We start from the raw sequence: 21,617 nt of genomic DNA on the forward strand, positions 1-21,617 counted from the left end.
TTCCAGGGAGGTGGTGATGACGACACCCGTTCACAAGCGCGTCGGGCCGATACGCGACCGGGGCGACGTCCTGGCCGGCGTCGTGTCACTGATCGCTTCCGCCATTCTGTTGTTCTATCTGGTGCCCAACTACATCGGCGAGCCACCGATCCTCGAGAGTGCCATGATGTCGCCGCGCTGGCTGCCGCGCATCGTGGGCTGGCTGCTGCTCGGCTTTTCCCTGCTGCTGATCGTGCAGGGGCTGCTGGTCGACAACAGCGACAAGGAGGACGGCCGACGCATCGAGAAGGGGCCACGGCGGCGCTTTGCCCTGATGGTGACGGCGCTGGTGGTCTATGTGGCGCTGTTCGAGGCGCTGGGCGCGGTGATCAGCGGTATCCTCGCCACGCTGCTGCTGTTCGTCGCCCATCCGGTGCGCACCTGGTGGGTCTATGGCCTGGCCATCGTCTTCCCTGTCGTGGTCACCTTCCTCTTCGTCAAGGTCATGAACGTGCCGCTGCCGCTGATGCCGTTCTGATCGCTTTTCCTGGTGCTAGCTGACGTATGGATATCGCTTCGGAAGTCCTGCAACTCTTCCTCCAGCCGGAGAATTTCCTGGCCATTGCGCTGGGGGTCGTGATCGGCGTGGTGGTGGGGTCCATCCCCGGCCTGACCGCCACCATGGCGGTGGCACTGGCGCTGCCCTTCACCTTTTCCATGGAGCCGGTCGCCGCCATCCTGTTGCTGGTGGGGATCTACAAGGGGGGCATGTACGGTGGCTCGATCACCGCCATCCTGATCCGCACGCCCGGTTCGCCCGCGTCGGCCTGCACCCTGCTCGACGGCTACCCGATGGCCCAGCAGGGGCACGCCAAGAAGGCGCTCAAGATGGCGCTCTACTCCTCGGTGATCGCCGACTTCATTTCCAACATCGCGCTGATCTTCTTTGCCGCCTATTTGGCCAAGATTGCCCTGAACTTCGGCGCCCCCGAATTCTTCTGGCTGATCTGCTTCTCGCTGACCATCATCATCTCGCTGGCCAGTGGCTCGATGATCAAGGGCCTGCTGGCCGCATTGTGCGGCCTCCTGCTCTCGCTGGTGGGGCTGGACGAGGTCTATGGCTCGCAGCGGCTGACCTTCGGCAACTACAACCTGATGGACTCGATCTCGTTCATCCCGTTGCTCATCGGGCTGTTCGCCATCCCCGAGATCATCGAGTTCTACCGCAAGAAGGCGCTGCCGCACATCAAGGCCAAGGCAAGCGGCGCCAGCGTGACCCTCGCCGAGATGAAACGAAGCCTGAAGACCATCATCCGCGGCAGCCTGATCGGCGTGATCATCGGGGCGATCCCCGGCACCGGCGCGACCGCGGCAGCCTTCATCTCCTACAGCGATGCCCGCCGGCGTTCGCCCAACAAGGCCAATTTCGGCAAGGGCGAGGTCGAGGGCGTGGCGGCCTCCGAATCCGGCAACAACGGGGTGGCGGGGGCGACCATGATCCCGCTGCTGTCGCTGGGCATTCCCGGCGACGTGATCACCGCCATCATCCTCGGCGCCTTCATGGTGCATGGGCTCACGCCCGGTCCGGTCATGTTCCAGGAGAACCTGCCGCTGATCTACGCGCTGTTCATGGGCATCATGTTCAGCTCGCTGGTGCTGCTGGCGGTGGGTAACGGTGCCATCAAGTACTTCTCGCTGATCGCCGACATTCCCAAGGAGATCCTCTTTCCCATCGTGCTGATGTTCTGCGTCTACGGTGCCTACGCGGTGAACAACGACACCTTCGACGTGTGGCTGATGCTGGGCTTCGGCGTGCTGGGCTATGTCTTCAACCGCGCCGCCATTCCCGCCGCCCCGTTCCTGATCGGCTTCATCCTGGGGCCGATGTTCGAGGACAACCTGCGCCGCTCGCTGCTGATCGGCGGCAACGACCTGTCGATCTTCGTGCGCGGCCCGATCACCTGGTTCTTCATCGCCCTGACGCTGGGCTCCATCCTGCTGGCGCTGTATCGCTATTTCGCTGCGCGTCATCAGTCCGCGCGCAGCGACACGACCCAGGAGACGCCTTGAGCACCGCGCACGGGCACCACCAAAGCAAGCGGAGACGATGACATGGCAGGACCGCTGACCGGCCTGCGGGTGCTCGACCTGAGCCGCGTGATGGCCGGCCCCTGGTGCACCCAGACACTCGCCGACATGGGCGCGGAGGTGATCAAGATCGAGCGCCCGACGAGTGGCGACGACACGCGCCACTGGGGGCCGCCCTGGCTCAAGGATCGCGACGGCAAGGAGACCCGCGAGTCGGCCTATTACCTGTCGGCCAACCGCGGCAAGCACTCCGTCACCGTCGACATCGGCAAGCCCGAGGGCCAGGCGCTGGTCCGCGCGCTGGCCGCCGAGAGCGACATCCTGGTGGAGAACTTCAAGAGCGGCGGCCTGGCGCGCAAGGGGCTCGACTACGCCACCCTCGAGGCCATCAACCCCGGGCTGATCTACTGCTCGATCACCGGCTTCGGCCAGACCGGGCCGATGGCCGCCATGGCCGGCTACGACTACCTGATCCAGGCCCAGGGCGGGCTGATGAGCATCACCGGGGCGGCCGACGGCGAACCGGGCGCCGGCCCGCAGCGGGTCGGCATGGCGGTGGCGGACCTGACCACCGGCATGAACGCCGCCATCGCCATCCTCGGCGCGCTGCACCATCGCCACCTGACCGGCGAAGGGCAGTACATCGACATGGCCCTGCTCGACGTGCAGGTGAGCTGGCTGGCCAACCAGGCGCAGAACTATTTCTGCAGCGGCACGCCACCCACCCGCACCGGCGAGTACCATCCCAATCTGGTGCCCTACCAGCCGTTTCCCACCGCCGACGGCGAGAAGGTGATCATTGCCATCGGCAACGACGGCCAGTTCCAGCGCTTCTGCCGGGCGGTGGAGCGGCCCGAACTGGCCGAGGAGCCGCGCTTCGCCACCAATCCGGCGCGGGTGCGCCACCGCCTCGAGCTGGTGCCGATCATGGTCGAGATCACGCGCCGCCGCACCGCCGCCGAATGGATGGCGCTGCTGGGCGAGATCGCGGTGCCCTGCGGGCCGATCCAGAACATCGCCCAGGTGTTCGACGACCCCCAGGTCAAGGCGCGCGAGATGAAGGTCGACCTGGAGTCGCGCCACGGACCGGTGCCCGGCGTGGCCAATCCGATCAAGTATTCGCGCTCTCGCATCGAGTACCGCAAGGCGCCGCCGGCGCTGGGCGAGGATACCGAGGCCGTGCTGGCGCGACTGCTCGGCAAGGATGCCGAACAGATCGCGGAGCTGCGCCGACGCGGTATCGTCTAGGGCACTCAGCCGACGCTGACGCCGCCGCAGACGAACAGGGTCTGGCCGGTGACGAAGCCGCTGCGCGCATCGCAGAAGAAGCTCACCGCCTGGGCCACGTCCTCGGGTTGGCCCATGCGCCGCGCGGGGATGTTGTCGATGATGCGCCGCGCGCGCTCGGAGTCCGGCGGGTTGTTCTCCCAGAAGGCGCTGGTGGCGATGGGGCCGGGGGCGACGCAGTTGACGGTGATGCCGTCGCCGGCCAGCTCCAGCGCCCAGGTGCGGGCCATGGACTGCAACGCGCCCTTGGTCGCGCTGTAGAGGCTGCGCGCCTCCTTGCCCAGCACCACGCGGCTGGCGTTGATCACGATACGACCGTGGCGCCGTTCACGCATGCCCGGCAGCAGGGCCTGGGTGCAGACCAGCGCCGAGCGCACGTTGAGGTGCATCAGGCGGTCGAAGTCCTCCACCCGCGTGTCGTCGAGCAGCGCCGGCGCGACGATTCCCACGTTATTGACCAGGCAATCCACGCTGTGGCTCTCGACGATCTCCGCGAGCACCGCCTGGGTGGCTTCCACCTCGGCGAGGTCGACCCGGCGGGCGTCGGCCCTGAGCGACTCGGCCTCCGGCTCGACAATGTCCAGCACGATGGTGCGATAACCGTCCTGTTGCAGGCGCAGGGCGATCGCCTGGCCGATATTGCGGGCGCCGCCGGTGACGATTGCGCAGGGTTCACTCATGTTCGGTTCCGTTTGGCTGTCGTGTGCGGTACGCGTACGTTAGTTCGCTATGGTTTCGCTCCGGCAGCCGCATCACAACCCGACCTTGGTCAAACCCTGCGTGCGCGCCGGGACGACTTCCCGCCAACGAGACATGATAGGCTGAGCCAATGAGAGGCATCCTCTACGACACCCTGATCCTCAGGCTCACCGCCCGCTGGTATGCCGAAGTGCTCGCGCGGGTGCCCGCGGGGGCGGCACTGCTCGACGTGGGCATCGGCACCGCCGGCGCGCTGCTGGCCAACGCCGCGGCGGTCGAGCGCAAGGAGCTGCGCATCGTCGGTATCGACATCGACGCCGATTACGTCGCGCGCGCCCGCAAGCGGCTGCATGACTCTGCTCTGGCCGGGCGCGCCGAGGTGCGTCTCGAGTCCATCTACGATCACGAAGGTGGCCCCTACGATGCGGTCTACTTCTCCGCCAGCTTCATGCTGCTGCCCGAGCCCGAGCGGGCCTTGCGCCACAGCGCCGGGCTGCTGGCGCCGGGCGGGCAGCTCTATTTCACCCAGACGATCCAGCTGCGCCCTTCGCCCACGATGGAGCGCCTCAAGCCCCTGCTCAAGCGGCTCACCAGCATCGACTTCGGCCGCGTGACCTACGAGGACGTCTTCAAGGCGCAGCTCGACGCCGCCGACCTGGCGCTGGATGAATTCCGGGTGCTGTCGCGCCACGGCAACCGGGCGTCGTGCCTGGCCGTGGCCACGCCCCAGTAGCGGCTTCGTGGAGCGGCGGCGCGTGCGGGCACCAGCGCGGCCGGCGCCCCAGGGGGACGCCTAGGGATAGCGCCCGCTGCGGCGATTCTCCACCAGCACCTCGAGGATGGCGTTGGCCTCTTGCATGATCGGCGAGGGCGCCTCGCCCTTGCGCCGGCTGCAGATCACCGGCGAGGTCAGGCCCGGGTCGGCCAGGTAGACGTAGACGATGCCGTCGCGACGGACGCGCTTGACCTGCTCCGGCACCAGGGTGATGCCCAGGCCCGAGGCGACCAGGCCGAGCGCGGTCTGCAGCTCGTTGGCCTCCTGCGCCACGCTGACCTTGAGCCCGCGGCGGCGGAACAGCCCGAGGGTGATATCCGCCAGGCTGGGGCGCGGCTGGGCCGGGAACAGCACCAGCGGATATTCGGCGAGCTGGGCCAGGGTCGGCGTGGTCTCGGCCAACGGGTGGCCTTCGGGCAGCGCGGCCATCAGCGGTTCGTCGAACAGGTTCTCCTGTTCCACGTCGGGGTCGTCGATGCGCATGCGGCCGAAGCCCATGTCGATGCGCCCGCTCTTGAGCGCCTTCACCTGCTGCACGGTGGTCAGCTCGGCCAGCACCAGCTCGACATTATCCTTTTGTCGTAAACCGCGCACCAGCAGCGGCAACTGCCCATAGAACACCGATGGAACGAAGCCGATGCCGAAGATCACGCGCTTGCTGCGGGCCAGGCGCTGGGTCGCGGCGACGGTGGTGTCGAGCTTGTCCATTATCTGCAGGGTATGCTCATGGAAGAACTGACCCGCCGGCGTCAGGCGCAATCCGCGTGCGCTCCGCTCGAACAGCTCGGTCCCGATCTCTTCCTCCAACTGCTTGATCTGACGAGATAACGGCGGCTGTGCCATGTGCAGCTTGGCCGCCGCGCGGGTCAGGTTCAGCTCCTCCGCCACGACGCAGAAATAGCGCAGATGTCGAAGCTCCATGATACCTCCAGGGTATGGCTAGCGACCTAAACGATATTGGTTCGGCCGCGCCGGGGCAAGCAGACTGCCAAGGTATCGAAACACCGAACCGCCGGAGCGCGCATGTCATCCGTGATCGAAACCATTGAAACGCTGCTGGTCGACCTGCCGACCATCCGCCCCCATAAGCTCTCCATGACCACCATGGCCTGCCAGACGCTGGTCATCGTGCGTCTGCGCGACTCCGATGGCGTCGAGGGGCTGGGCGAGGGCACCACCATCGGCGGGCTCGCCTACGGCCCCGAGAGTCCCGAGAGCATCAAGCGCAACATCGACAGCTACCTGGCACCGCTGCTGATCGGCCAGCCGGCGGGCGCCGTCGCCGCGCTGCGGGCCCGGCTCGATCGCCATGCCCGCGGTAACGCCATCGCCAAGTCGGCGCTGGAGACCGCGCTGCTCGACGCCCAGGGCAAGCGTCTGGGCCTGCCCATGGCCGAACTGCTCGGCGGCGCGCGCCACGACCACCTGCCGGTGCTGTGGACCCTGGCCAGCGGCGATACCGCCCGCGACATCGACGAGGCCTTCCAGCGCCTTGAGCAGCGCCGCCACGGCGACTTCAAGCTCAAGATCGGTGCCAACGCCGTGGACGACGATGTGCGCCACGTGGCCGCGATCAAGCAGGCGCTGGGCGAGCGGGCAAGCGTCAGGGTCGACGTCAATCAGGCCTGGGACGAGAGTGCCGCCGTGCGCGGCATCGCCGCGCTGCAGGCCGCCGGCATCGACCTGATCGAGCAGCCGATTCCCGCCCGCGAACATGCGGGCCTGGTGCGCCTGGCGAACCGCTTCGAGGTGCCGATGCTGGCCGACGAGGCGGTGGCCGACGCCCGCGACGGCTTCGCCCTGGCCGCGGCCGGCTTCAGCGGCGCCTATGCGCTGAAGATCGCCAAGGCCGGCGGCCCGCGCGGCGCCCTGGCGCTGGCCCAGGTTGCCCGAGCGGCCGGCATCGGCCTCTACGGCGGCACCCTGCTCGAGGGCAGCATCGGCACCGCCGCCTCGCTGCACGCCTGGGCCACGCTGCCCGAGCTGGCCTGGGGCAGCGAGATGTTCGGTCCGCTGCTGCTCAAGGACGACATCGTCGCCGAGCCCCTCGCCTACGGCGAGTTCGGCGTCACGCTGCCCACGGGGCCGGGGCTCGGTATCGCCCTGGATGAAGACAAGCTGGCGCACTACGCGCGCAAGTAACCGGAGGACGCCCCCCATGCTGTTCCAAGTGGAAATGACCGTGAAGCTGCCGCCATCGATGCCGGCCGAGGAGGCCGCCGCGATCAAGGCGCGCGAGAAGGCGTACGCCCAGGAGCTTCAGCGCCAGGGCAAGTGGCGCCACCTGTGGCGGGTCGCCGGCAGCTACGCCAACGTCAGCATCTTCGACGTGCGCGACAACGCCGAGTTGCAGGAGATCGTCGCGGGCCTGCCGCTCTTCCCGTGGATGGAGATCGGCGTCAAGCCGTTGTGCCGCCATCCCTCGTCCATTCGCGACGACGACAGCTGATTCACCAACCATCACGCCAGCCCCGTAGGGCAACCAACGACAACGAGGAATGACCCATGACCGTGAAGATCTTCGAGACTCCCGAGGTGCAGAACTTCCTGAAGGCCGTGTCCGGCTTCGACGAGCAGGGCGGCAACCACCGCGCCAAGCAGATCATGCATCGCCTGCTCTCCGACCTGTACCGGCTGATCGACGACTTCGACGTCACCCCGGAGGAGTACTGGTCGACCGTCAGCCTGCTCAATGCGCTGGGCGGCCAGACCCAGTTCGGCCTGCTCTCGCCGGGGCTCGGCTTCGACCACTACCTCGACATGCGCCAGGATGCCATCGACGCCGAGGCCAAGCGCAACGGCGGTACGCCGCGCACCATCGAGGGCCCGCTCTACGTGGCCGGTGCGCCGGTGGCCGAGGGCTTCGCGCGCATGGACGACGGCCAGGACCCGGACGGTGAAACCATGTGGTTGACCGGCCAGGTGCGCGACGTCGACGGCAAGCCGGTGGCCGGCGCCAAGGTCGAGATCTGGCACGCCGACTCCAAGGGCGGCTACTCCTTCTTCGACAAGTCCCAGAGCGCATACAACCTGCGCCGCACCATCGTCACCGATGCGCAGGGCCGCTATGCCGCGCGCAGCATCATCCCCTCCGGCTACGGCGTGCCGGAAGGCGCCCCCACCGACCAGGTGCTCAAGGCCTTGGGCCGCCACGGCCAGCGCCCGGCGCACATCCACTTCTTCATTTCCGCGCCGGGGCATCGCCACCTGACCACCCAGATCAACCTGGCCGGCGACCCCTACACCTTCGACGACTTCGCCTTCGCCACCCGCGAGGAGCTGGTCGTTCCGGCAAACCGCATCGAGGACCCGGCCGAGATCGCCAGGCGCGAGCTGGACGGCCCGTTCTCCGAGGTGGTCTTCGACATCGAGCTGGCGCGCACCGAGGCTGCCGAGCTGCAGGTCCGCCACAAGCGTCCGCGGGCCCTGGAAGACGCCGCGGACCAGGCCAGCCAACTGGCCGGTACCGCCGAGGTCTGAGCGCCCGCCGCTAGCCGACCCCATCCCAACATGCAGCTCCGCCTGCCGGCCCCGGGCCGGCGGGTAGGGGAGCCGCACGACCCAGACAAGAGCAACGAGGAGTTGGAGCCATGACCGCACAGCTTGACCATCTCGAGAAGCGTGTTCGCGGCGCCGTCGTCGACGACCCCGAGAACGGTATCTTCCGCTGCCACCGCAGCATGTTCACCGACCCGGCCTTCTTCGAACTGGAGATGAAGCACATCTTCGAGGGCAACTGGCTGTTCCTGGCCCACGAGAGCCAGGTCGCCGAGCCGGGCGACTACATGACCGTCACCATGGGCCGCCAGCCGGTGATCATCACCCGCGACAAGCAGGGCGAGCTGCACGCGCTGATCAACGCCTGTGCCCACCGCGGCGCCACCCTGTGCCGCAAGAAGCGCGGCAACAAGGGCACCTTCACCTGCCCGTTCCACGGCTGGTCGTTCAAGAACGACGGCAAGCTGCTCAAGGCCAAGAACGAGAAGACCGGCGCCTACCCGGAGGGCTTCAAGCAGGAGGGCTCCCACGACCTCAAGCGCGTGGCGCGCTTCGAGAGCTATCGCGGCTTCCTGTTCGGCAGCCTCAGCGCCGACGTCGCCCCGCTCACCGAGTACCTCGGCGAGACCACCAAGATCATCGACAACATCGTCGACCAGGCGCCGGAGGGCATCGAGATCCTGCGCGGCACCTCCTCCTACACCTTCAACGGCAACTGGAAGCTGGGCGCCGAGAACGGGGCCGACGGCTACCACGTCAGCACCGTGCACTGGAACTACGCCTCGACCATGGAGCGGCGCAACTACGACGCCGGGGGCACCAAGGCGGTGGACGCCAACGGCTGGTCGAAGAGCATGGGCGGTTTCTACTCCTATGAGAATGGCCACATGATGCTGTGGACGCGCCTGCTCAACCCCGAGGTGCGTCCGGTCTACTCCCAGCGCGAGCGCATCGAGCAGGAGCTCGGCGAGGCGCGCGCCGACGCCATCGTCAACCAGACGCGCAATCTCTGCCTCTACCCCAACGTCTACCTGATGGACCAGTTCTCCACCCAGATCCGCGTGATCCGGCCGCTCGCCGTGGACAAGAGCGAGGTCACCATCTACTGCTTCGCGCCCAAGGGCGAGTCCGCCGAGAACCGAGCCCTGCGCATCCGCCAGTACGAGGACTTCTTCAACGTCAGCGGCATGGGCACGCCCGACGACCTGGAGGAGTTCCGCGCCTGCCAGAACGGCTACGCCGGCCTCGACGCCGAGTGGAACGATCTCTCCCGCGGCGCCAGGCAGTGGATCGAGGGCGCCGACGACAACGCCCGTGCCATCGACATGAAGCCGCTGCTCAGCGGCGCCTCGCCCGAGGACGAGGGGCTCTATGTGTTGCACCACAAGCACTGGGTCGAGGAGATGCTGCGCGCCATCGAGAAAGAGCGCAGCCAGTTCATCGCCACCACGCCTGCTGAAACACGCGCATGCTGAGGAGGGCACCATGAGCATCGATTATCTGGCCATCCAGGCCTTCGTACACCGTGAAGCCCGCCTGCTCGACGACCGCCAGTGGGACGAGTGGCTGACCTGCTACCACAAGGACGTGGTCTTCTGGATGCCGGCCTGGGACGACGACGACCGGCTGACCGAGGACCCGCAGAGCGAGATCTCGCTGATCTACTACCCCAACCGCGAGGGGCTCGAGGACCGCGTCTACCGCATCAAGACCGAGCGCTCCGGGGCGACCAGCATCCCCGAGCCGCGCACCACCCACCAGGTCACCAACCTGGAGGTGCTCTCGCAGCAGGGCGACACGGTCGAGCTGCGCTTCAACTGGCACACCCTGAGCCATCGTTACCAGCAGACCCAGGCCTACTTCGGCACCTCCTTCTACACCCTGGACGTGAGCGGCGACGCGCCGCTGATCACCTGCAAGAAGGTGGTGCTGAACAACGACTACATCCACCAGGTCATCGACATCTACCACGTCTGAGCGACCGAGATCCCGGTGGGAGGAGACGAGCATGAGCTACACCATAGCCCTCAACTTCGAAGACGGCGTGACCCGTTTCATCAGCTGCAAGGCCGGTGAAACGGTGCTCGATGCCGCCTATCGCCACAAGGTCAACCTGCCGATGGACTGCTCCGACGGCGTCTGCGGCACCTGCAAGGGCACCTGCGAGCAGGGGGCCTTCGACCTGGGCGACGAGTACATCGACGAGGCGCTCTCCGACGAGGAGGCCGCCGAAGGCAAGGTGCTGACCTGCCAGATGGTGCCGTCGTCGGACTGCGTGGTGCAGGTGCCGGTGGCCTCGACCCTGTGCAAGACCGGCGTCGGCGAGTTCCCCGGCCGGGTCGCCGAAGTCGCGCGCCTCTCCGAGGACAGCTTCGAGCTCGTTGTCGATCTCGACGAAGGCGAGGGGCTCACTTTCCTGCCGGGGCAGTACGTCAACATCCAGGTGCCGGGCAGCGACGAGGCCCGCTCCTACTCGTTCAGCTCGCTGCCCGGCGAGCGACGCGCGAGCTTCCTCATCCGCAACGTGCCCAATGGCCTGATGAGCGGCTACCTGACCGGGGCGGCCAAGCCCGGGGATGCACTGTCCCTGACTGGGCCGATGGGCAGCTTCTACCTGCGCGAGGTCGAGCGCCCCGTGCTGATGCTGGCCGGCGGCACCGGCCTGGCGCCGTTCCTGGCCATGCTGCGCCAGCTGCAGGCGCGCGGCTGCGACCGGCCGGTGCGCCTGCTCTACGGCGTGAACGTCGACGATCACCTGGTCAAGCTCGAGGAGCTCGATGCCTTCGTCGAGGCGCTGCCCGACTTCGCCTACACCACGGTGGTGGCCGACGCGGCGAGCGAGCACATGCGCAAGGGCTACGTGACCCACCACATGGCCCCCGAGCTGCTGCATGACGGCGACGTCGACGTCTATCTGTGCGGGCCGCCGGCGATGGTCGATGCGGTACTCACCCACTTCCGCGAGCAGGGCATCTCGCCGGCCAGCTTCCACTACGAGAAGTTCACCCCGAGCCTGGCGCCGGAAGCGGCGAAGAAGGAGGCGGTGGCATGAGCGCGCGTTTTGCCGAGCAGGTGATGGTGATTACCGGCGCCGCCCAGGGCATCGGCCGGCGCGTCGCCGAGCGGGCCGGCGCCGAGGGCGCCCGGCTGGCGCTAGTGGACCGTGCCGAGCACGTCGAACGGGTGGCGGCCGAGTTGCGCGAGACGGGCCTCGAGGCGATCGCGCTGATGGCCGACCTGGAAACCTGGGAGGGCGCCGAGGGCGTGATGCGTCAGGTGCAGGAGCACTACGGCCGGCTCGACGTGCTGGTCAACAACGTCGGCGGCACCATCTGGGCCCAGCCCTACGCCCACTACACGCCCGAGCAGATCGAGGCCGAGGTGCGGCGCTCGCTGTTTCCCACCCTGTGGTGCTGTCGCGCGGCGCTGCCCTACCTGCTGGCCTCGAGGGGCAACATCGTCAACGTCTCCTCGGTGGCCACCCGCGGCATCAACCGGGTGCCCTACGCCGCGGCCAAGGGCGGCGTCAACGCCATGACCGTGGCGCTGGCCTTCGAGTACGCCGAGTACGGCATCCGCGTCAACGCCACCGCCCCCGGCGGCACCGAGGCGCCGCCGCGGGTGATACCCCGCAACGCGGCCGAGCCCAGCGAGCAGGAGCAGGCGTGGTATCAGCAACTGGTCGACCAGACCAAGGCCACCAGCTTCATGGGGCGCTACGGCACCCTCGACGAGCAGGCCGGCCCGATCCTGTTCCTGGCCTCGCGCGAGGCCGGTTACATCACCGGCAGCGTGCTGCCGGTGGCAGGCGGTGACAGCGGCTGACCGGCCGCACGCCACAGCTTCTCTACTCGCACCATGACTTCAATCATAAAAAATCCCCTGGAGCACAACGTGAAACATATCGAGAAGGGCGCCGGCCTCGCCACGGCGCCACGCGACTTCCTTCGTGATCTCAACGCCGACAACCTGAGCGCCGGCGTGGTGGCCGGGATCTTCGGCCTCAGCGCCGGTGTCATCCACATCAGCGCCGGCACCGCGGCGGGGCTCCCCCAGGAGTTCACCCTGCTGTGGGTGATCAGCTACCTGTTGATCAACGGCCTGTTCGGGCTGTTCCTGCCGGCCTACTACCGGCTGCCGCTGCCGATGGCCAACTCGATTCCCGGCGCGCTGCTGTTCGCCGCGATCATTCCCCTGGTGGGGCTCAACGAGGCGCTGGGCGCCACGCTGATGGCGGGCGCCATCGCGCTGGTGGTGGGCCTGGCGGGGTGGATGAGCCTGGTGATGCGCTTGATCCCGATGCCCATCGTCATGGGCATGGTGGCGGGCATCCTGCTCAAGTTCGGCACCAACATGGTGATGCCGCTGCAGAATGCCTTGGTGCCGGCGACGATCATGATCCTCTCCTTCTTCTTCGCCGCGCGCTACCTGCGCCGGGTGCCGCCGCTGGTGGTCACGCTGCTGGTGGGCGTCGGCTACATGGCGCTCTCCGGCGCCGATTTCTCGAGCGTGACGTTCTCCTTCAAGCTGCCCGAGTTCATCATGCCCGCCTTCACCCTGGAAGCCTTCCTGGCCTATGGCCTGCCGCTGGCACTGATTCTCGTCGGCATGGAGACGCCCGCCGGGGTGGGGCTGGTCAAGGGCATGGGCTACAAGAGCGCGCCGGCCAATGCGATCACCGCACTGGGGGGCTTCGGCACCATGGTCTCGGCCTTCTTCAACCTGCACAGCACCTGCATCGCCGCGCCGATGACCGGGATCTGCTCGGGGCCGGAGGCCGGCAGCCACGACAAGCGCTGGGTGGCGGCGGTGATCGTCGGCATCATCTTCGTCACGGCCGCGCCCTTCTACGGCTTCGTGTTCAGCCTGATCGAGGCGATGCCGAGCTACTTCATCGCCATCGTCGCCGGGCTGGCGCTGCTGCGGGTGATCGGTTCGGCCATGCACATGACCTTCTCCGGCAAGCATGAGGTGGGGGCGATGTTCTCCTTCCTGATCGCCGTCTCGGGGATCCAGATCCTCGGTATCGGTTCTTCCTTCTGGGCGCTGGTGCTGGGGGCCGGCCTCTCCATGCTGGTGGAGTTCCGCGACTTCGACTTCTCCCGTGACTCCTCCACCTCGCGCGAGGCGGCCGCCTCGGCGCGCTGACCCTCGACGCAGGATCCTCCTTGGCCTGAGAGCGGCATTGGCTCAGGCCTTTTTTACTGCTGACTGACAATCGCCAAGGCCATTGACCATGTCGCTACTCAAGGATGCTTCCCTACCCGCGATCACCGCCGGCTTCATCGCCGTGCTGATCTCCTACGCCGGCCCGCTGGCGATCTTCTTCCAGGCCGCCCAGAGCGCGGAGATCTCCCCCCAGATGATGAGTTCCTGGGTGTGGGCGATCTCCATCGGTGCCGCGGTGTCGGGCATCGGTCTGAGCCTGTGGCTCAGGGTGCCGGTGGTCACCGCCTGGTCGGCGCCCGGCACGGCGCTGCTGGTCACGCTATTTCCCGAGCTGTCGCTGAACGAGGCCGTGGGTGCCTATCTCACCGCGGCACTGATCGTCTTCGCGGTCGGCGTGAGCGGCTCCTTCGACCGCATCGTCGCGCTGATCCCGCCCGGCATCGCCGCGGCGATGATGGCCGGCATCCTGTTCCAGTTCGGCGTCGGCGTGTTCACCTCGCTGGAGGAGTCGCCGCTGCTGGCACTGGGCATGCTCGCCGCCTACCTGGGGTTCAAGCGGCTTTTCCCGCGCTACTTCCTGGTGCTGTTGCTGCTGGTGGGGATCGTGCTGGCGGTGGGGCTGGAAGGCGCCAGCCTGGCGGGCGTGTCGTGGCAGTTGGCCTCGCCCGTACCGATTCGCCCCGAGTGGACGCTGAGCGCCACCCTGAGCCTGGCACTGCCGCTGGCGCTGGTCAGCCTCACCGGTCAGTTCCTGCCGGGCATGGCGATCCTGCGCGGCGCCGGCTACACCACCCAGGCGCGGCCGATCCTCACCGTCACCAGCCTGGTGTCGCTGCCGATGGCGCTGTTCGGCGGCATCACCACCGTGGTGGCGGCCATCACCGCCGCCATCTGCACCGGCAAGGCGGCCCATCCCGACCCCGACAAGCGCTACGTGGCCGGCGTGGCCAACGGCGGCTTCTATCTGCTCGGCGCGCTGTTCTCGGGCAGCATCGTGCTGCTGTTCACCTCGCTGCCGGTGACCTTCGTCGCCCTGCTGGCGGGGCTGGCGCTGATCGGCGCCATCAGCGGCAACCTCGGCGCGGCGGCCGCCGAGAAGGAGCATCTCGAGGCCTCGATCATCACCTTCCTGGCCACCGCGTCGGGCATGAGCCTGTTCGGCCTGGGCTCGGCCTTCTGGGGCGTGGCGATCGGCGGCGCGGCATACCTGGCCCTGCATCGGCCCTGGGCGCCGGCCCGGCGGCGCGGGGCTCTCGCCACCGGGGAAAAGCCGTGATTGCCCCGCGGGGCTAATTCGGTCAATGTCGGGGCATGACCGCCGCACGACGGCCCCCCGACACCGCCGCACGAGGGTCGCGCCCATGCCTGATCGAGAGGCTGCCGAGTACTCGGCGTGGAACCCCGGCCTCGAGGCCGACCTGCCCAGGCGCTACCGGCCCCTGGAGACCATTCATCGTCCCGAGAACGTCTCCTCCCGCCTGGCCGAGATCCCTGAGCTGCGGGTGCTCACCGGGCTCGAGGAGGAGGAGCTGGTCGCGTTCCGCGCCGAGCGCCTGGTGCTGCACGAGCTGATCGTGCGGGTCACCGCCGACATCCTGGTGCACGAAGGCGAGCAGGAAGAGGTGCTGGGGCACAACTTTCGCCGCATCGTGCTCAGGATCCTGGCCGACTACCTCACTCCCCAGCTGCCGGCATTCCAGCAGGCATTCGACCGACTCTGCGCGTCGATACGGGGCAGGGCGGAGGAGATCCTGGCGGAGGCCTTCGCCCCGGAACCGGAGGCGGGTGATCCCGAACCCGTCTCCTTGCTGGGGCGTTGGCTGGGCAGGCGGCCCGCTCCGCCGCGGCCACCGGATCGCCGCTCGCTGGAGGAGCGTCACCACGATGCCATCCAGGCCATCAAGCAGAGGGGGCTGGCGGCCCAGGACGAGCAGGAGCAGGCCGTCTACAAGAGTGCCTACCGGGTGCTGAGTTCGATTGCCGCGGTCCAGGGCCATATCGGGTTGGATCGCGAGGTGCTGGCGCGATTGATCATCCGGCATGCCGGCAACGACTACGGCAGCCGCCTGATCGGCCACCTGCTGGCGCCGCACGTCGAGCGGGCTATCGACCGGGAGGGCTACGATAGGGTGCCGCTTGCCGACGAGCCGATCCTGGTCAGCCTCAAGGGCGCCTCGGCGGCCGGCAAGAGCTCCCTGCGCCACCTGCTGAGACATACGCTGCAGGACCTGGGCCTGCCATCGGATCGGTACGGCACCATCACTCCCGATATCTGGCGTCGCCTGCTGCTCGACTATGAGGCGTTGGCAGAAGCCTACAAGTATGCCGGTCGCCTGGCGGGCAAGGAGGTCAAGCTGATCGACGCCAAGCTGGACCGCTACATCCGCGACAAGGCGCAGCGGGATCGCACCATTCCCCATCTGCTGATCGACCGCTTTCGCTTCGACAGCTTCTCGTCGGAGACGGTGCCGCAATTGCTGGATGGCACCTATGCCAAGTACGTCTCCACCATGCACATGTACTTCGTCATCACCCCGCCGGAGGCCACGGTGGAGCGGGGCTGGCAGCGGGGGCTGGAGCGCGGGCGCTACAAGGCGGTGTCGGACTTCCTGGGGCACTGCGTGGAGGCCTACGACGGCATGCCCAGGGTGTTCTTCAAGTGGCTGGACAGCCCGCGACCGCGCTTCAAGTACGTGTTTCTCGACAACAGCGTGCCCAGGCATACCCCGCCCGAGGTCATCGCCCACGGCACCCGTGAGGTCCTCCACATCCTGGACCCGCAGGGCCTGGTCGACATCGAGCGCTACAAGAAGATCAACACCGCGGCGACGTGCCCGGCGGAGGTCTATCCCGGCGGCGACGTGCTCGCGGTGGCCAACAACTGCACCTTCCTCAAGCAGTGCCTCGCCAAGGTGCCGGAGGTCCGCTTCGTCGACCCCACGAGCGGCAAGACGTACCTGCGCGCCGGCTCGGGACGCTTCGCGGTGGAGGATGCCGAGCTGCTGCAGGCCAGGCGCCGGGAGGCGGGGCTCGCCGAGCTGTTTGCCGCGCTGGGGGTGCCGGGCTAGCAGGAGGCTATCCGGCCGTGTCGGCGGGCGCGTCGAAGCTCTCGACCAGAGCGATCAGGTTGCCGAGTGCCGGCGAGTCGTTGTCCGGCCGCCAGGCGAACCACAGCGGCATGTCGCAGGCGTCGAGTTCCGGCAGGCTCACGAAGCGGATGCCCGGCATGGGATGGCAGCTGCTGGCCGCCGGCAGGATGGCGATGCCCAGGCCCGCGGCTACCATGCTCAGGATGGCGATGTTGTCGGCGCCGTACTGCACCACCCGGGGGTGGAAGTCGAGACGCTGGAAATGGGCCTGGATGCGGTCGAAATAGACCGGTGAGGCGCTACGGAAGCCCCACACGAAGTCGGCATCGGTCAGCTCGGGGAGGGTCGCTGGTGGCTCGTGTGCCCAGCGCGAGGCTTCCGGCACGGCGAGGATCAGGTGGTCGTGCTGCAGCAGGCGGGTCTCGAGCCCCGGTGGGCCGCTTTCGTCGAGGTAGAGAATGCCGGCATCCAGGCTGCCTTCCCGCAGGCGATCCAGCTGCGGCCCCGAGAGCAGCGGGAAGACCTCGAAGGCGACCTGGGGATAGCGGTCGCGATAGCGTCCAAGCAGCCCTGCCACGTCCGGCACCCACAGGTGGGTCACCGTCACGCCCAGGCTGACCTTGCCGATCACCCCCTGTCCCAGTGCCGACAGGCGTGTCCTGAGCCGGGTGCGCCGGTCGAGCAGTTCCTGTGCCTCCTCGTAGAGCGCCTGGCCGGCCACCGTCAGCCGCATGCCCCGGGCATGGCGATCGAACAGCCGTGTGTCGAGATCCTCCTCCAGCAGGCGGATCTGGCGGGTCAGCGCGGGCTGGGCCACATGCACCCGGCGGCTCGCCGCCGAGATCGAGCCCTCCTCCACCACGGCGACGAAGTAGTGAAGCTGACGAAATTCCATGCGGGGCCTCCATTGGCCCATGCCGAGCCGATATGGCTGAAATCCAATATTGATATTTTTTCTATCGCTCAGCCTGGACCATAGTCAAGTCACAATCCATAACAAGACTCGCCACGGCGAGCCGGACGACCCATGACCAAGACCTATCATCTCCTGACGGGGCTGCACTTCGCGCTATGCACCCTGGCCATGATCTGGCCCGGCGCCCTGATCGCCAATCGCATCGAGCCCACCGTGCTGGGGCTTCCCTTCCTGTTCTTCTGGTACGCCCTGTGGATGCTGGTGCTGTTCGCCGGCATGTGGGTGGCCTACGTGGTGCGCCACGGAGGGGGCCGCCATGAGTGACTCGCTGATCGTCGTCGGCATCACCCTGGCCTACCTTGCCATGGTGCTGTGGGTGGGGCTGCGTGCGCGCGGCCAGTCGAGCTCCAGCCTGGAGGGCTACGTGGCCGGTGGACGTCACGTCGGCGTGGTGATCCTGTTCTTCATCCTCGGCGCCGAGATCTTCTCCGCCTTCGCCTTTCTCGGCGCGCCGGGCTGGGCCTACCAGCACGGCTCGCCGGCCTTCTACATCCTTGCCTACCTGGCGCTGATTCCGATCACCATCTGGGCGCTGGGGCCTCGAGTTGCTGAGCTGGGCCGCGAGAAGGGCTACCTGACCCAGGGCGACATGATCGCCGACCACTACCGCAGCAAGCCGCTGGGCATGCTGGCCGGGGGGATCGGCGTGCTCGCCCTGGTTCCCTACCTGACCATCCAGATCGCCGGGGCCGGCCTGCTGTTCCAGGCCGCCACCGACGGCCTGATCCCCTTCTGGCTGGGTGCCCTGCTGGCCTTCGTTGTGGTCGCGGCCTACGTGTTCTGCAGCGGCCTGAGCGGTATCGGCTGGACCAACCTGGTCCAGGGCATCATGATGATCGTCATCGCCTGGTTCCTCGGGCTGGCCATCCCCGAGCGCCTCTATGGCGGGGTCGGCGAGATGTTCGCTCAGCTTCAGCAGGCTGCGCCGGAATACCTCACCATGCCGGGGGCCAACGGCATGCAGTGGGGCTACTTCAGCACGGCGGTGCTGGTCAGCGCCTTCGGCGGCGCCATGTGGCCGCATCTGTTCATGAAGTTCTACTCCGCCGACAGCGGCAGGACGCTGCGCAAGGTCAGCGTCTTCTATCCGCTCTACGCCTACCTGCTGGTGCCGCTGCTGTTCATCGGCTTCGCCGGTATCCTCGTCTTTGCCGACCAGCCGCTGGCACGTGCCGACACCGTACTGCTGCGCATGGTCATCGATGTGGCCGACTTCTCGCCCTGGGTCATCGGCCTGATGCTCTCCGGCGCGCTGGCGGCGGCCATGTCCACCGGGGCCAACCTGGCGCATACCGCGGCCATCGTGCTGGTGCGCGACGTGCTCGGGCCCACCGTGATGAGGGGCGCCAGCGAGCGGGCCACGGTCAGCGTGACGCGCTGGAGCGTGCTGGGCCTGTCGCTGGTGGCCTACCTGTTCGCCCTGGCCAATCCCGCCTCGCTGGTGCTGCTGCTGCTCGGCGCCTACGGGCTGATCGTGCAGCTCCTGCCGATGGTCATCGGCGCGCTGTTCCTGCCGAGCCTGCGTCGCGCCAGCGTGATGGCCGGCGCCCTGGCGGGGAGCCTGGCCTACCTGCTGATGGAGTTCGTGTGGCACTCGCCGCTGGGCTGGCATGCCGGCGTGTGGGCGATGCTGCTGAACGTCGGCCTGGTGGCGGCCTGGCAGGGGGTGTCCAGGCCCGCCCGCAGCGGCCCCCCGGTATCCAACGCCCCCAGTCACTGAATCGCCATGGAGACCACGATGACGACGTTATCTCCCGCACCGGACCTCGCGGGTCTGATCCGCACCCAGGTGGAGGCAGGCTTCGAGGAGGTCCAGGCGCTCTATCGCCAGCTGCACCGGCATCCCGAGCTGCCCTTCCAGGAGCACCGCACCAGCGAGCGACTCGCGACCGTTCTCGAGGAGCTGGGCTATGAGGTGACGCGTGGCGTCGGCGGCACCGGTGTGGTGGCGCTGCTGCGCAACGGCGAGGGGCCCACCGTGATGCTGCGTGGCGACATGGACGCACTGCCTATCCGGGAGGAGACCGGACTCGAGTTCGCCAGCCGGGAAACCGCCACCCCGGAGGGGGGCGATGCCGTCCCGCTGATGCATGCCTGCGGTCATGACCTGCACAGCAGCTGCCTGGTGGGTGCCGCCGGCGTGATGGCGGCGCTCATCGAGCGCTGGCGCGGCACCCTGATGCTGGTCTGCCAGCCCGCCGAGGAGATCTTCGGCGGCGCCAGGGCGATGCTCGACGACGGCCTCTATGCGCGCTTCGCCCGCCCGGACGTGATCCTGGGGCAGCACAACATGCCGGCACTGGCGGGTACGGTCGGTCACATTGCCGGCAGCGCCATGGCCGCGTGCACCAACCTGGCGGTGACCCTTCACGGCGCCGGTGGCCACGGCTCCATGCCCGCCCAGACGGTGGACCCGGTGGTGATCGCCGCCCATGTGGTGACCCGCCTGCAGACCATCGTCGCCCGCGAGGTGCCGCCGGAGGAGACGGTGGTGGTCACGGTCGGCAAGCTGCAGGCGGGCACCCAGGCCAACATCATCCCGCATTCGGCGGAACTCGAGATCAACATCCGCAGCTTCGACGACGCCCTCCACCGCCAGGTGGTAACCGCCATCGAGCGCATCGTGCGCGCCGAGTGCGAGGCCGGACGCTCGCCGAAGCCGCCGACGTTTCGCGTGCTCAACGAGACCATCGCCCTGCACAACGACCCGACGGCGGTTGCCCGTGTGCGCCAGGCCCATGCGCGATACTTCGGCGAGGCATGCCTCTATGCGATGCCGCGGCTCAACGGCAGCGAGGACTTCCCCTTCTTCGGCAATGCCGGTGCCGGCGGGTTCGGTGGCGGCGACATCCCCTGCGTCTACTGGTTCATCGGCGCCACGCCCGAGGATCGCTGGCAAGCGACTCCGGGGGCCAGCGTAGGGGAGAAGATGCGTCACCTGGAGATGCCGCACTCGCCCTACTACTTTCCGGGCAACGAGCGGACCATCCGGACCGGCATCGAGGCCATGGCGGCAGGTGCCCTGGCCTACCTGGCCGACTGAGGTCTCGGCCCGGCCGGCGGGTGTCGCGACGCCATGGGCCCGCGCTCGGCGGGCCCATGGTGCCTGGCTGGGAGATGGCGCCCCCATCCCGCTCAGAGCACCCCCTTGGCCTTGGCGGTGTGCGTGGCGATGGCGTCCATCAGCGGCGGCGAGAGGCAGTCGTAGGGCGGCAGGCCCAGCTCCTGGAGCCGCGAGCGCACCGCGCCCATGTTCTCCGGGTCGGCACCGGACTCGATGATCGACGAGACGAAGGCGGCGAACTCGGGGCCGGCCCAGCCCTCATCGCGGGACAGTTCGGTGTGGATGAAGTCGAGCCCGTGGAAGGGATGGCCGGTGTTCTCGATACGGCCGTACATGTGCACGCCGCACTCCTTGCAGGCATGACGCTGGATGGCGGCCGCGGGATCGACCACATGGAGCTTCTCCTCGTGGGCGGTGACCCGCAGCTTGTCGCGGGGCACCACGGCAACCATCGAGAACAGCGCACCTTCAGGCTTCCAGCACTTGGTGCAGCCGCAGACGTGGTTGTGGGCGCACTGGGCGTCGACCGTCACCTCGACCTTGTCGCTGGGGCAGTGGCAGTGGAGCTTGCCACCGGTGAAGCTGTCGCTGCCGCGCTTGACGCCGTCGTCGACGGCGGGATGGATGTGGACGCTGTGGTGGCTCATGGTGGATCGACTCCCCTGTGTCGTCGTTGTCGAGGGGTTGGCCGCGGGAGGCGGCGTACGGGGCGTGCTCTGCGTGGCGGCGGTTCTGGCGCTGCCAGACGCGGCCTTCGGTGGGGCGGGCTTGCCGCCGAACCAGCGCTGGATCATGTCCATCAGGCTCATGAGTGCCTCCTTGCCCTTGGGCATTGTTATCGTTGGCACAGCTGCGGTGTATCGCTCCTCTCTTGGCTTCTGCCGCCTGCGCCGTTGTCCTTGGCGCGGCACCTGTTGAAAGTGAGCGCGGTACCGGGCGCCTGTCATGGGCGTGGTACCGGGCGCCTGTCATGGGCGTGGTACCGGGCGCCTG

The 21,617-nt window shown here is 67.9% G+C and carries 21 protein-coding genes; 17 read left to right on the top strand and 4 right to left on the bottom strand.

The window, feature by feature from the left end:
- The first annotated feature begins 16 nt into the window (after positions 1–16).
- The 3 genes from DIS04_RS17220 to DIS04_RS17230 are packed head-to-tail and all read left to right on the top strand — an operon-like array spanning position 17 to position 3,315.
- Complete coding sequence (locus tag DIS04_RS17220; protein WP_111415019.1) at positions 17–517, top strand: tripartite tricarboxylate transporter TctB family protein; 501 nt, start codon at positions 17–19, stop codon at positions 515–517.
- 26 nt (positions 518–543) lie between these two features.
- Complete coding sequence (locus DIS04_RS17225) at positions 544–2,049, top strand: tripartite tricarboxylate transporter permease (protein WP_111415020.1); 1,506 nt, start codon at positions 544–546, stop codon at positions 2,047–2,049.
- Between the two features lie 42 nt (positions 2,050–2,091).
- Positions 2,092–3,315 carry a CaiB/BaiF CoA transferase family protein gene (locus tag DIS04_RS17230; RefSeq protein WP_111415021.1) on the top strand — a complete coding sequence of 408 codons (1,224 nt, stop codon included), beginning with the start codon at positions 2,092–2,094 and terminating at the stop codon, positions 3,313–3,315.
- A gap of 5 nt (positions 3,316–3,320) precedes the next feature.
- Here DIS04_RS17230 and DIS04_RS17235 read toward each other — a convergent pair whose 3' ends face one another.
- The gene (locus DIS04_RS17235; RefSeq protein ID WP_111415022.1) at positions 3,321–4,034 is read right to left on the bottom strand and encodes an SDR family NAD(P)-dependent oxidoreductase; all 714 of its coding nucleotides are present in this window, start codon (positions 4,032–4,034) and stop codon (positions 3,321–3,323) included.
- Between the two features lie 149 nt (positions 4,035–4,183).
- Here DIS04_RS17235 and DIS04_RS17240 point away from each other — a divergent pair, with 149 nt between their 5' ends.
- Positions 4,184–4,786, top strand: coding sequence for a class I SAM-dependent methyltransferase (locus tag DIS04_RS17240; protein ID WP_111415023.1), 603 nt, complete (start codon positions 4,184–4,186; stop codon positions 4,784–4,786).
- A gap of 60 nt (positions 4,787–4,846) precedes the next feature.
- Here DIS04_RS17240 and DIS04_RS17245 read toward each other — a convergent pair whose 3' ends face one another.
- Positions 4,847–5,749 carry a LysR family transcriptional regulator gene (locus DIS04_RS17245; protein ID WP_111415024.1) on the bottom strand — a complete coding sequence of 301 codons (903 nt, stop codon included), beginning with the start codon at positions 5,747–5,749 and terminating at the stop codon, positions 4,847–4,849.
- A 102-nt stretch (positions 5,750–5,851) separates the two neighbouring features.
- Between DIS04_RS17245 and DIS04_RS17250 the strand changes: the two genes are divergently transcribed.
- The 10 genes from DIS04_RS17250 to DIS04_RS17295 all read left to right on the top strand — a co-directional run bounded on the left by DIS04_RS17250 (position 5,852) and on the right by DIS04_RS17295 (position 16,563).
- Positions 5,852–6,970 carry a muconate cycloisomerase family protein gene (locus DIS04_RS17250; protein WP_111415025.1) on the top strand — a complete coding sequence of 373 codons (1,119 nt, stop codon included), beginning with the start codon at positions 5,852–5,854 and terminating at the stop codon, positions 6,968–6,970.
- A gap of 16 nt (positions 6,971–6,986) precedes the next feature.
- Positions 6,987–7,277 (top strand): muconolactone Delta-isomerase, encoded by a 291-nt coding sequence (catC, locus tag DIS04_RS17255; protein WP_111415026.1) that lies wholly within the window; start codon positions 6,987–6,989, stop codon positions 7,275–7,277.
- 56 nt (positions 7,278–7,333) lie between these two features.
- Entirely contained in the window at positions 7,334–8,308 is a 975-nt protein-coding gene (gene catA, locus DIS04_RS17260; RefSeq protein ID WP_111415027.1) for a catechol 1,2-dioxygenase, read from the top strand.
- 110 nt (positions 8,309–8,418) lie between these two features.
- Positions 8,419–9,801, top strand: a complete 1,383-nt coding sequence (locus tag DIS04_RS17265) for a Rieske 2Fe-2S domain-containing protein (protein ID WP_111415028.1) — start codon at positions 8,419–8,421, stop codon at positions 9,799–9,801.
- Between the two features lie 10 nt (positions 9,802–9,811).
- Positions 9,812–10,303 carry a benzoate 1,2-dioxygenase small subunit gene (gene benB, locus DIS04_RS17270; RefSeq protein WP_111415029.1) on the top strand — a complete coding sequence of 164 codons (492 nt, stop codon included), beginning with the start codon at positions 9,812–9,814 and terminating at the stop codon, positions 10,301–10,303.
- Positions 10,304–10,334: 31 nt separating this feature from the next.
- On the top strand, positions 10,335–11,378 hold the full coding sequence (benC, locus tag DIS04_RS17275; protein ID WP_111415030.1) for a benzoate 1,2-dioxygenase electron transfer component BenC: 1,044 nt from the start codon (positions 10,335–10,337) through the stop codon (positions 11,376–11,378).
- A complete protein-coding gene (gene benD / locus DIS04_RS17280) occupies positions 11,375–12,151 on the top strand; it encodes a benzoate diol dehydrogenase BenD (RefSeq protein WP_111415031.1) in 777 nt (258 codons plus the stop codon). Before benC ends, benD begins: the two co-directional genes overlap by 4 nt.
- Before the next feature lie 69 nt (positions 12,152–12,220).
- Positions 12,221–13,474: a benzoate/H(+) symporter BenE family transporter gene (locus DIS04_RS17285; RefSeq protein ID WP_245904594.1), complete on the top strand. Its 1,254-nt coding sequence runs from the start codon at positions 12,221–12,223 to the stop codon at positions 13,472–13,474.
- A gap of 88 nt (positions 13,475–13,562) precedes the next feature.
- Positions 13,563–14,771: a benzoate/H(+) symporter BenE family transporter gene (locus tag DIS04_RS17290; RefSeq protein WP_111415033.1), complete on the top strand. Its 1,209-nt coding sequence runs from the start codon at positions 13,563–13,565 to the stop codon at positions 14,769–14,771.
- Positions 14,772–14,856: 85 nt separating this feature from the next.
- Positions 14,857–16,563 carry a DEAD/DEAH box helicase family protein gene (locus tag DIS04_RS17295; protein ID WP_111415034.1) on the top strand — a complete coding sequence of 569 codons (1,707 nt, stop codon included), beginning with the start codon at positions 14,857–14,859 and terminating at the stop codon, positions 16,561–16,563.
- Between the two features lie 7 nt (positions 16,564–16,570).
- On the opposite strand, the gene DIS04_RS17300 is transcribed toward DIS04_RS17295, so the two are convergent.
- Positions 16,571–17,479: a LysR family transcriptional regulator gene (locus DIS04_RS17300; protein WP_111415035.1), complete on the bottom strand. Its 909-nt coding sequence runs from the start codon at positions 17,477–17,479 to the stop codon at positions 16,571–16,573.
- Positions 17,480–17,611: 132 nt separating this feature from the next.
- On the opposite strand from DIS04_RS17300, the gene DIS04_RS17305 reads away from it, so the two are divergent.
- From DIS04_RS17305 to DIS04_RS17315, 3 genes are read left to right on the top strand one after another with little or no spacing between them, the layout of a single operon-like run.
- Positions 17,612–17,824 (top strand): DUF3311 domain-containing protein, encoded by a 213-nt coding sequence (locus DIS04_RS17305; RefSeq protein WP_111415036.1) that lies wholly within the window; start codon positions 17,612–17,614, stop codon positions 17,822–17,824.
- Positions 17,817–19,280 carry a sodium:solute symporter family protein gene (locus DIS04_RS17310; RefSeq protein ID WP_111415037.1) on the top strand — a complete coding sequence of 488 codons (1,464 nt, stop codon included), beginning with the start codon at positions 17,817–17,819 and terminating at the stop codon, positions 19,278–19,280. The genes DIS04_RS17305 and DIS04_RS17310 overlap by 8 nt, the downstream gene beginning before the upstream one ends.
- Before the next feature lie 18 nt (positions 19,281–19,298).
- Positions 19,299–20,603, top strand: a complete 1,305-nt coding sequence (locus DIS04_RS17315) for an amidohydrolase (RefSeq protein ID WP_111415038.1) — start codon at positions 19,299–19,301, stop codon at positions 20,601–20,603.
- Between the two features lie 92 nt (positions 20,604–20,695).
- On the opposite strand, the gene gfa is transcribed toward DIS04_RS17315, so the two are convergent.
- A complete protein-coding gene (gene gfa, locus DIS04_RS17320) occupies positions 20,696–21,433 on the bottom strand; it encodes an S-(hydroxymethyl)glutathione synthase (RefSeq protein WP_245904595.1) in 738 nt (245 codons plus the stop codon).
- Between the last annotated feature and the right edge of the window lie 184 nt (positions 21,434–21,617).

It is taken from the genome of Billgrantia lactosivorans (assembly GCF_003254665.1).
GTDB lineage: Bacteria > Pseudomonadota > Gammaproteobacteria > Pseudomonadales > Halomonadaceae > Halomonas > Halomonas lactosivorans.

Bases quoted from the DNA above. Each gene is read 5' to 3' on its own strand.
- DIS04_RS17220 (WP_111415019.1), top strand. From the start codon at position 17: ATGACGACACCCGTTCACAAGCGCGTCGGGCCGATACGCGACCGGGGC.
- DIS04_RS17225 (WP_111415020.1), top strand. From the start codon at position 544: ATGGATATCGCTTCGGAAGTCCTGCAACTCTTCCTCCAGCCGGAGAAT.
- DIS04_RS17230 (WP_111415021.1), top strand. From the start codon at position 2,092: ATGGCAGGACCGCTGACCGGCCTGCGGGTGCTCGACCTGAGCCGCGTG.
- DIS04_RS17235 (WP_111415022.1), bottom strand. From the start codon at position 4,034: ATGAGTGAACCCTGCGCAATCGTCACCGGCGGCGCCCGCAATATCGGC.
- DIS04_RS17240 (WP_111415023.1), top strand. From the start codon at position 4,184: ATGAGAGGCATCCTCTACGACACCCTGATCCTCAGGCTCACCGCCCGC.
- DIS04_RS17245 (WP_111415024.1), bottom strand. From the start codon at position 5,749: ATGGAGCTTCGACATCTGCGCTATTTCTGCGTCGTGGCGGAGGAGCTG.
- DIS04_RS17250 (WP_111415025.1), top strand. From the start codon at position 5,852: ATGTCATCCGTGATCGAAACCATTGAAACGCTGCTGGTCGACCTGCCG.
- catC (WP_111415026.1), top strand. From the start codon at position 6,987: ATGCTGTTCCAAGTGGAAATGACCGTGAAGCTGCCGCCATCGATGCCG.
- catA (WP_111415027.1), top strand. From the start codon at position 7,334: ATGACCGTGAAGATCTTCGAGACTCCCGAGGTGCAGAACTTCCTGAAG.
- DIS04_RS17265 (WP_111415028.1), top strand. From the start codon at position 8,419: ATGACCGCACAGCTTGACCATCTCGAGAAGCGTGTTCGCGGCGCCGTC.
- benB (WP_111415029.1), top strand. From the start codon at position 9,812: ATGAGCATCGATTATCTGGCCATCCAGGCCTTCGTACACCGTGAAGCC.
- benC (WP_111415030.1), top strand. From the start codon at position 10,335: ATGAGCTACACCATAGCCCTCAACTTCGAAGACGGCGTGACCCGTTTC.
- benD (WP_111415031.1), top strand. From the start codon at position 11,375: ATGAGCGCGCGTTTTGCCGAGCAGGTGATGGTGATTACCGGCGCCGCC.
- DIS04_RS17290 (WP_111415033.1), top strand. From the start codon at position 13,563: ATGTCGCTACTCAAGGATGCTTCCCTACCCGCGATCACCGCCGGCTTC.
- DIS04_RS17295 (WP_111415034.1), top strand. From the start codon at position 14,857: ATGCCTGATCGAGAGGCTGCCGAGTACTCGGCGTGGAACCCCGGCCTC.
- DIS04_RS17300 (WP_111415035.1), bottom strand. From the start codon at position 17,479: ATGGAATTTCGTCAGCTTCACTACTTCGTCGCCGTGGTGGAGGAGGGC.
- DIS04_RS17305 (WP_111415036.1), top strand. From the start codon at position 17,612: ATGACCAAGACCTATCATCTCCTGACGGGGCTGCACTTCGCGCTATGC.
- DIS04_RS17310 (WP_111415037.1), top strand. From the start codon at position 17,817: ATGAGTGACTCGCTGATCGTCGTCGGCATCACCCTGGCCTACCTTGCC.
- DIS04_RS17315 (WP_111415038.1), top strand. From the start codon at position 19,299: ATGACGACGTTATCTCCCGCACCGGACCTCGCGGGTCTGATCCGCACC.
- gfa (WP_245904595.1), bottom strand. From the start codon at position 21,433: ATGAGCCTGATGGACATGATCCAGCGCTGGTTCGGCGGCAAGCCCGCC.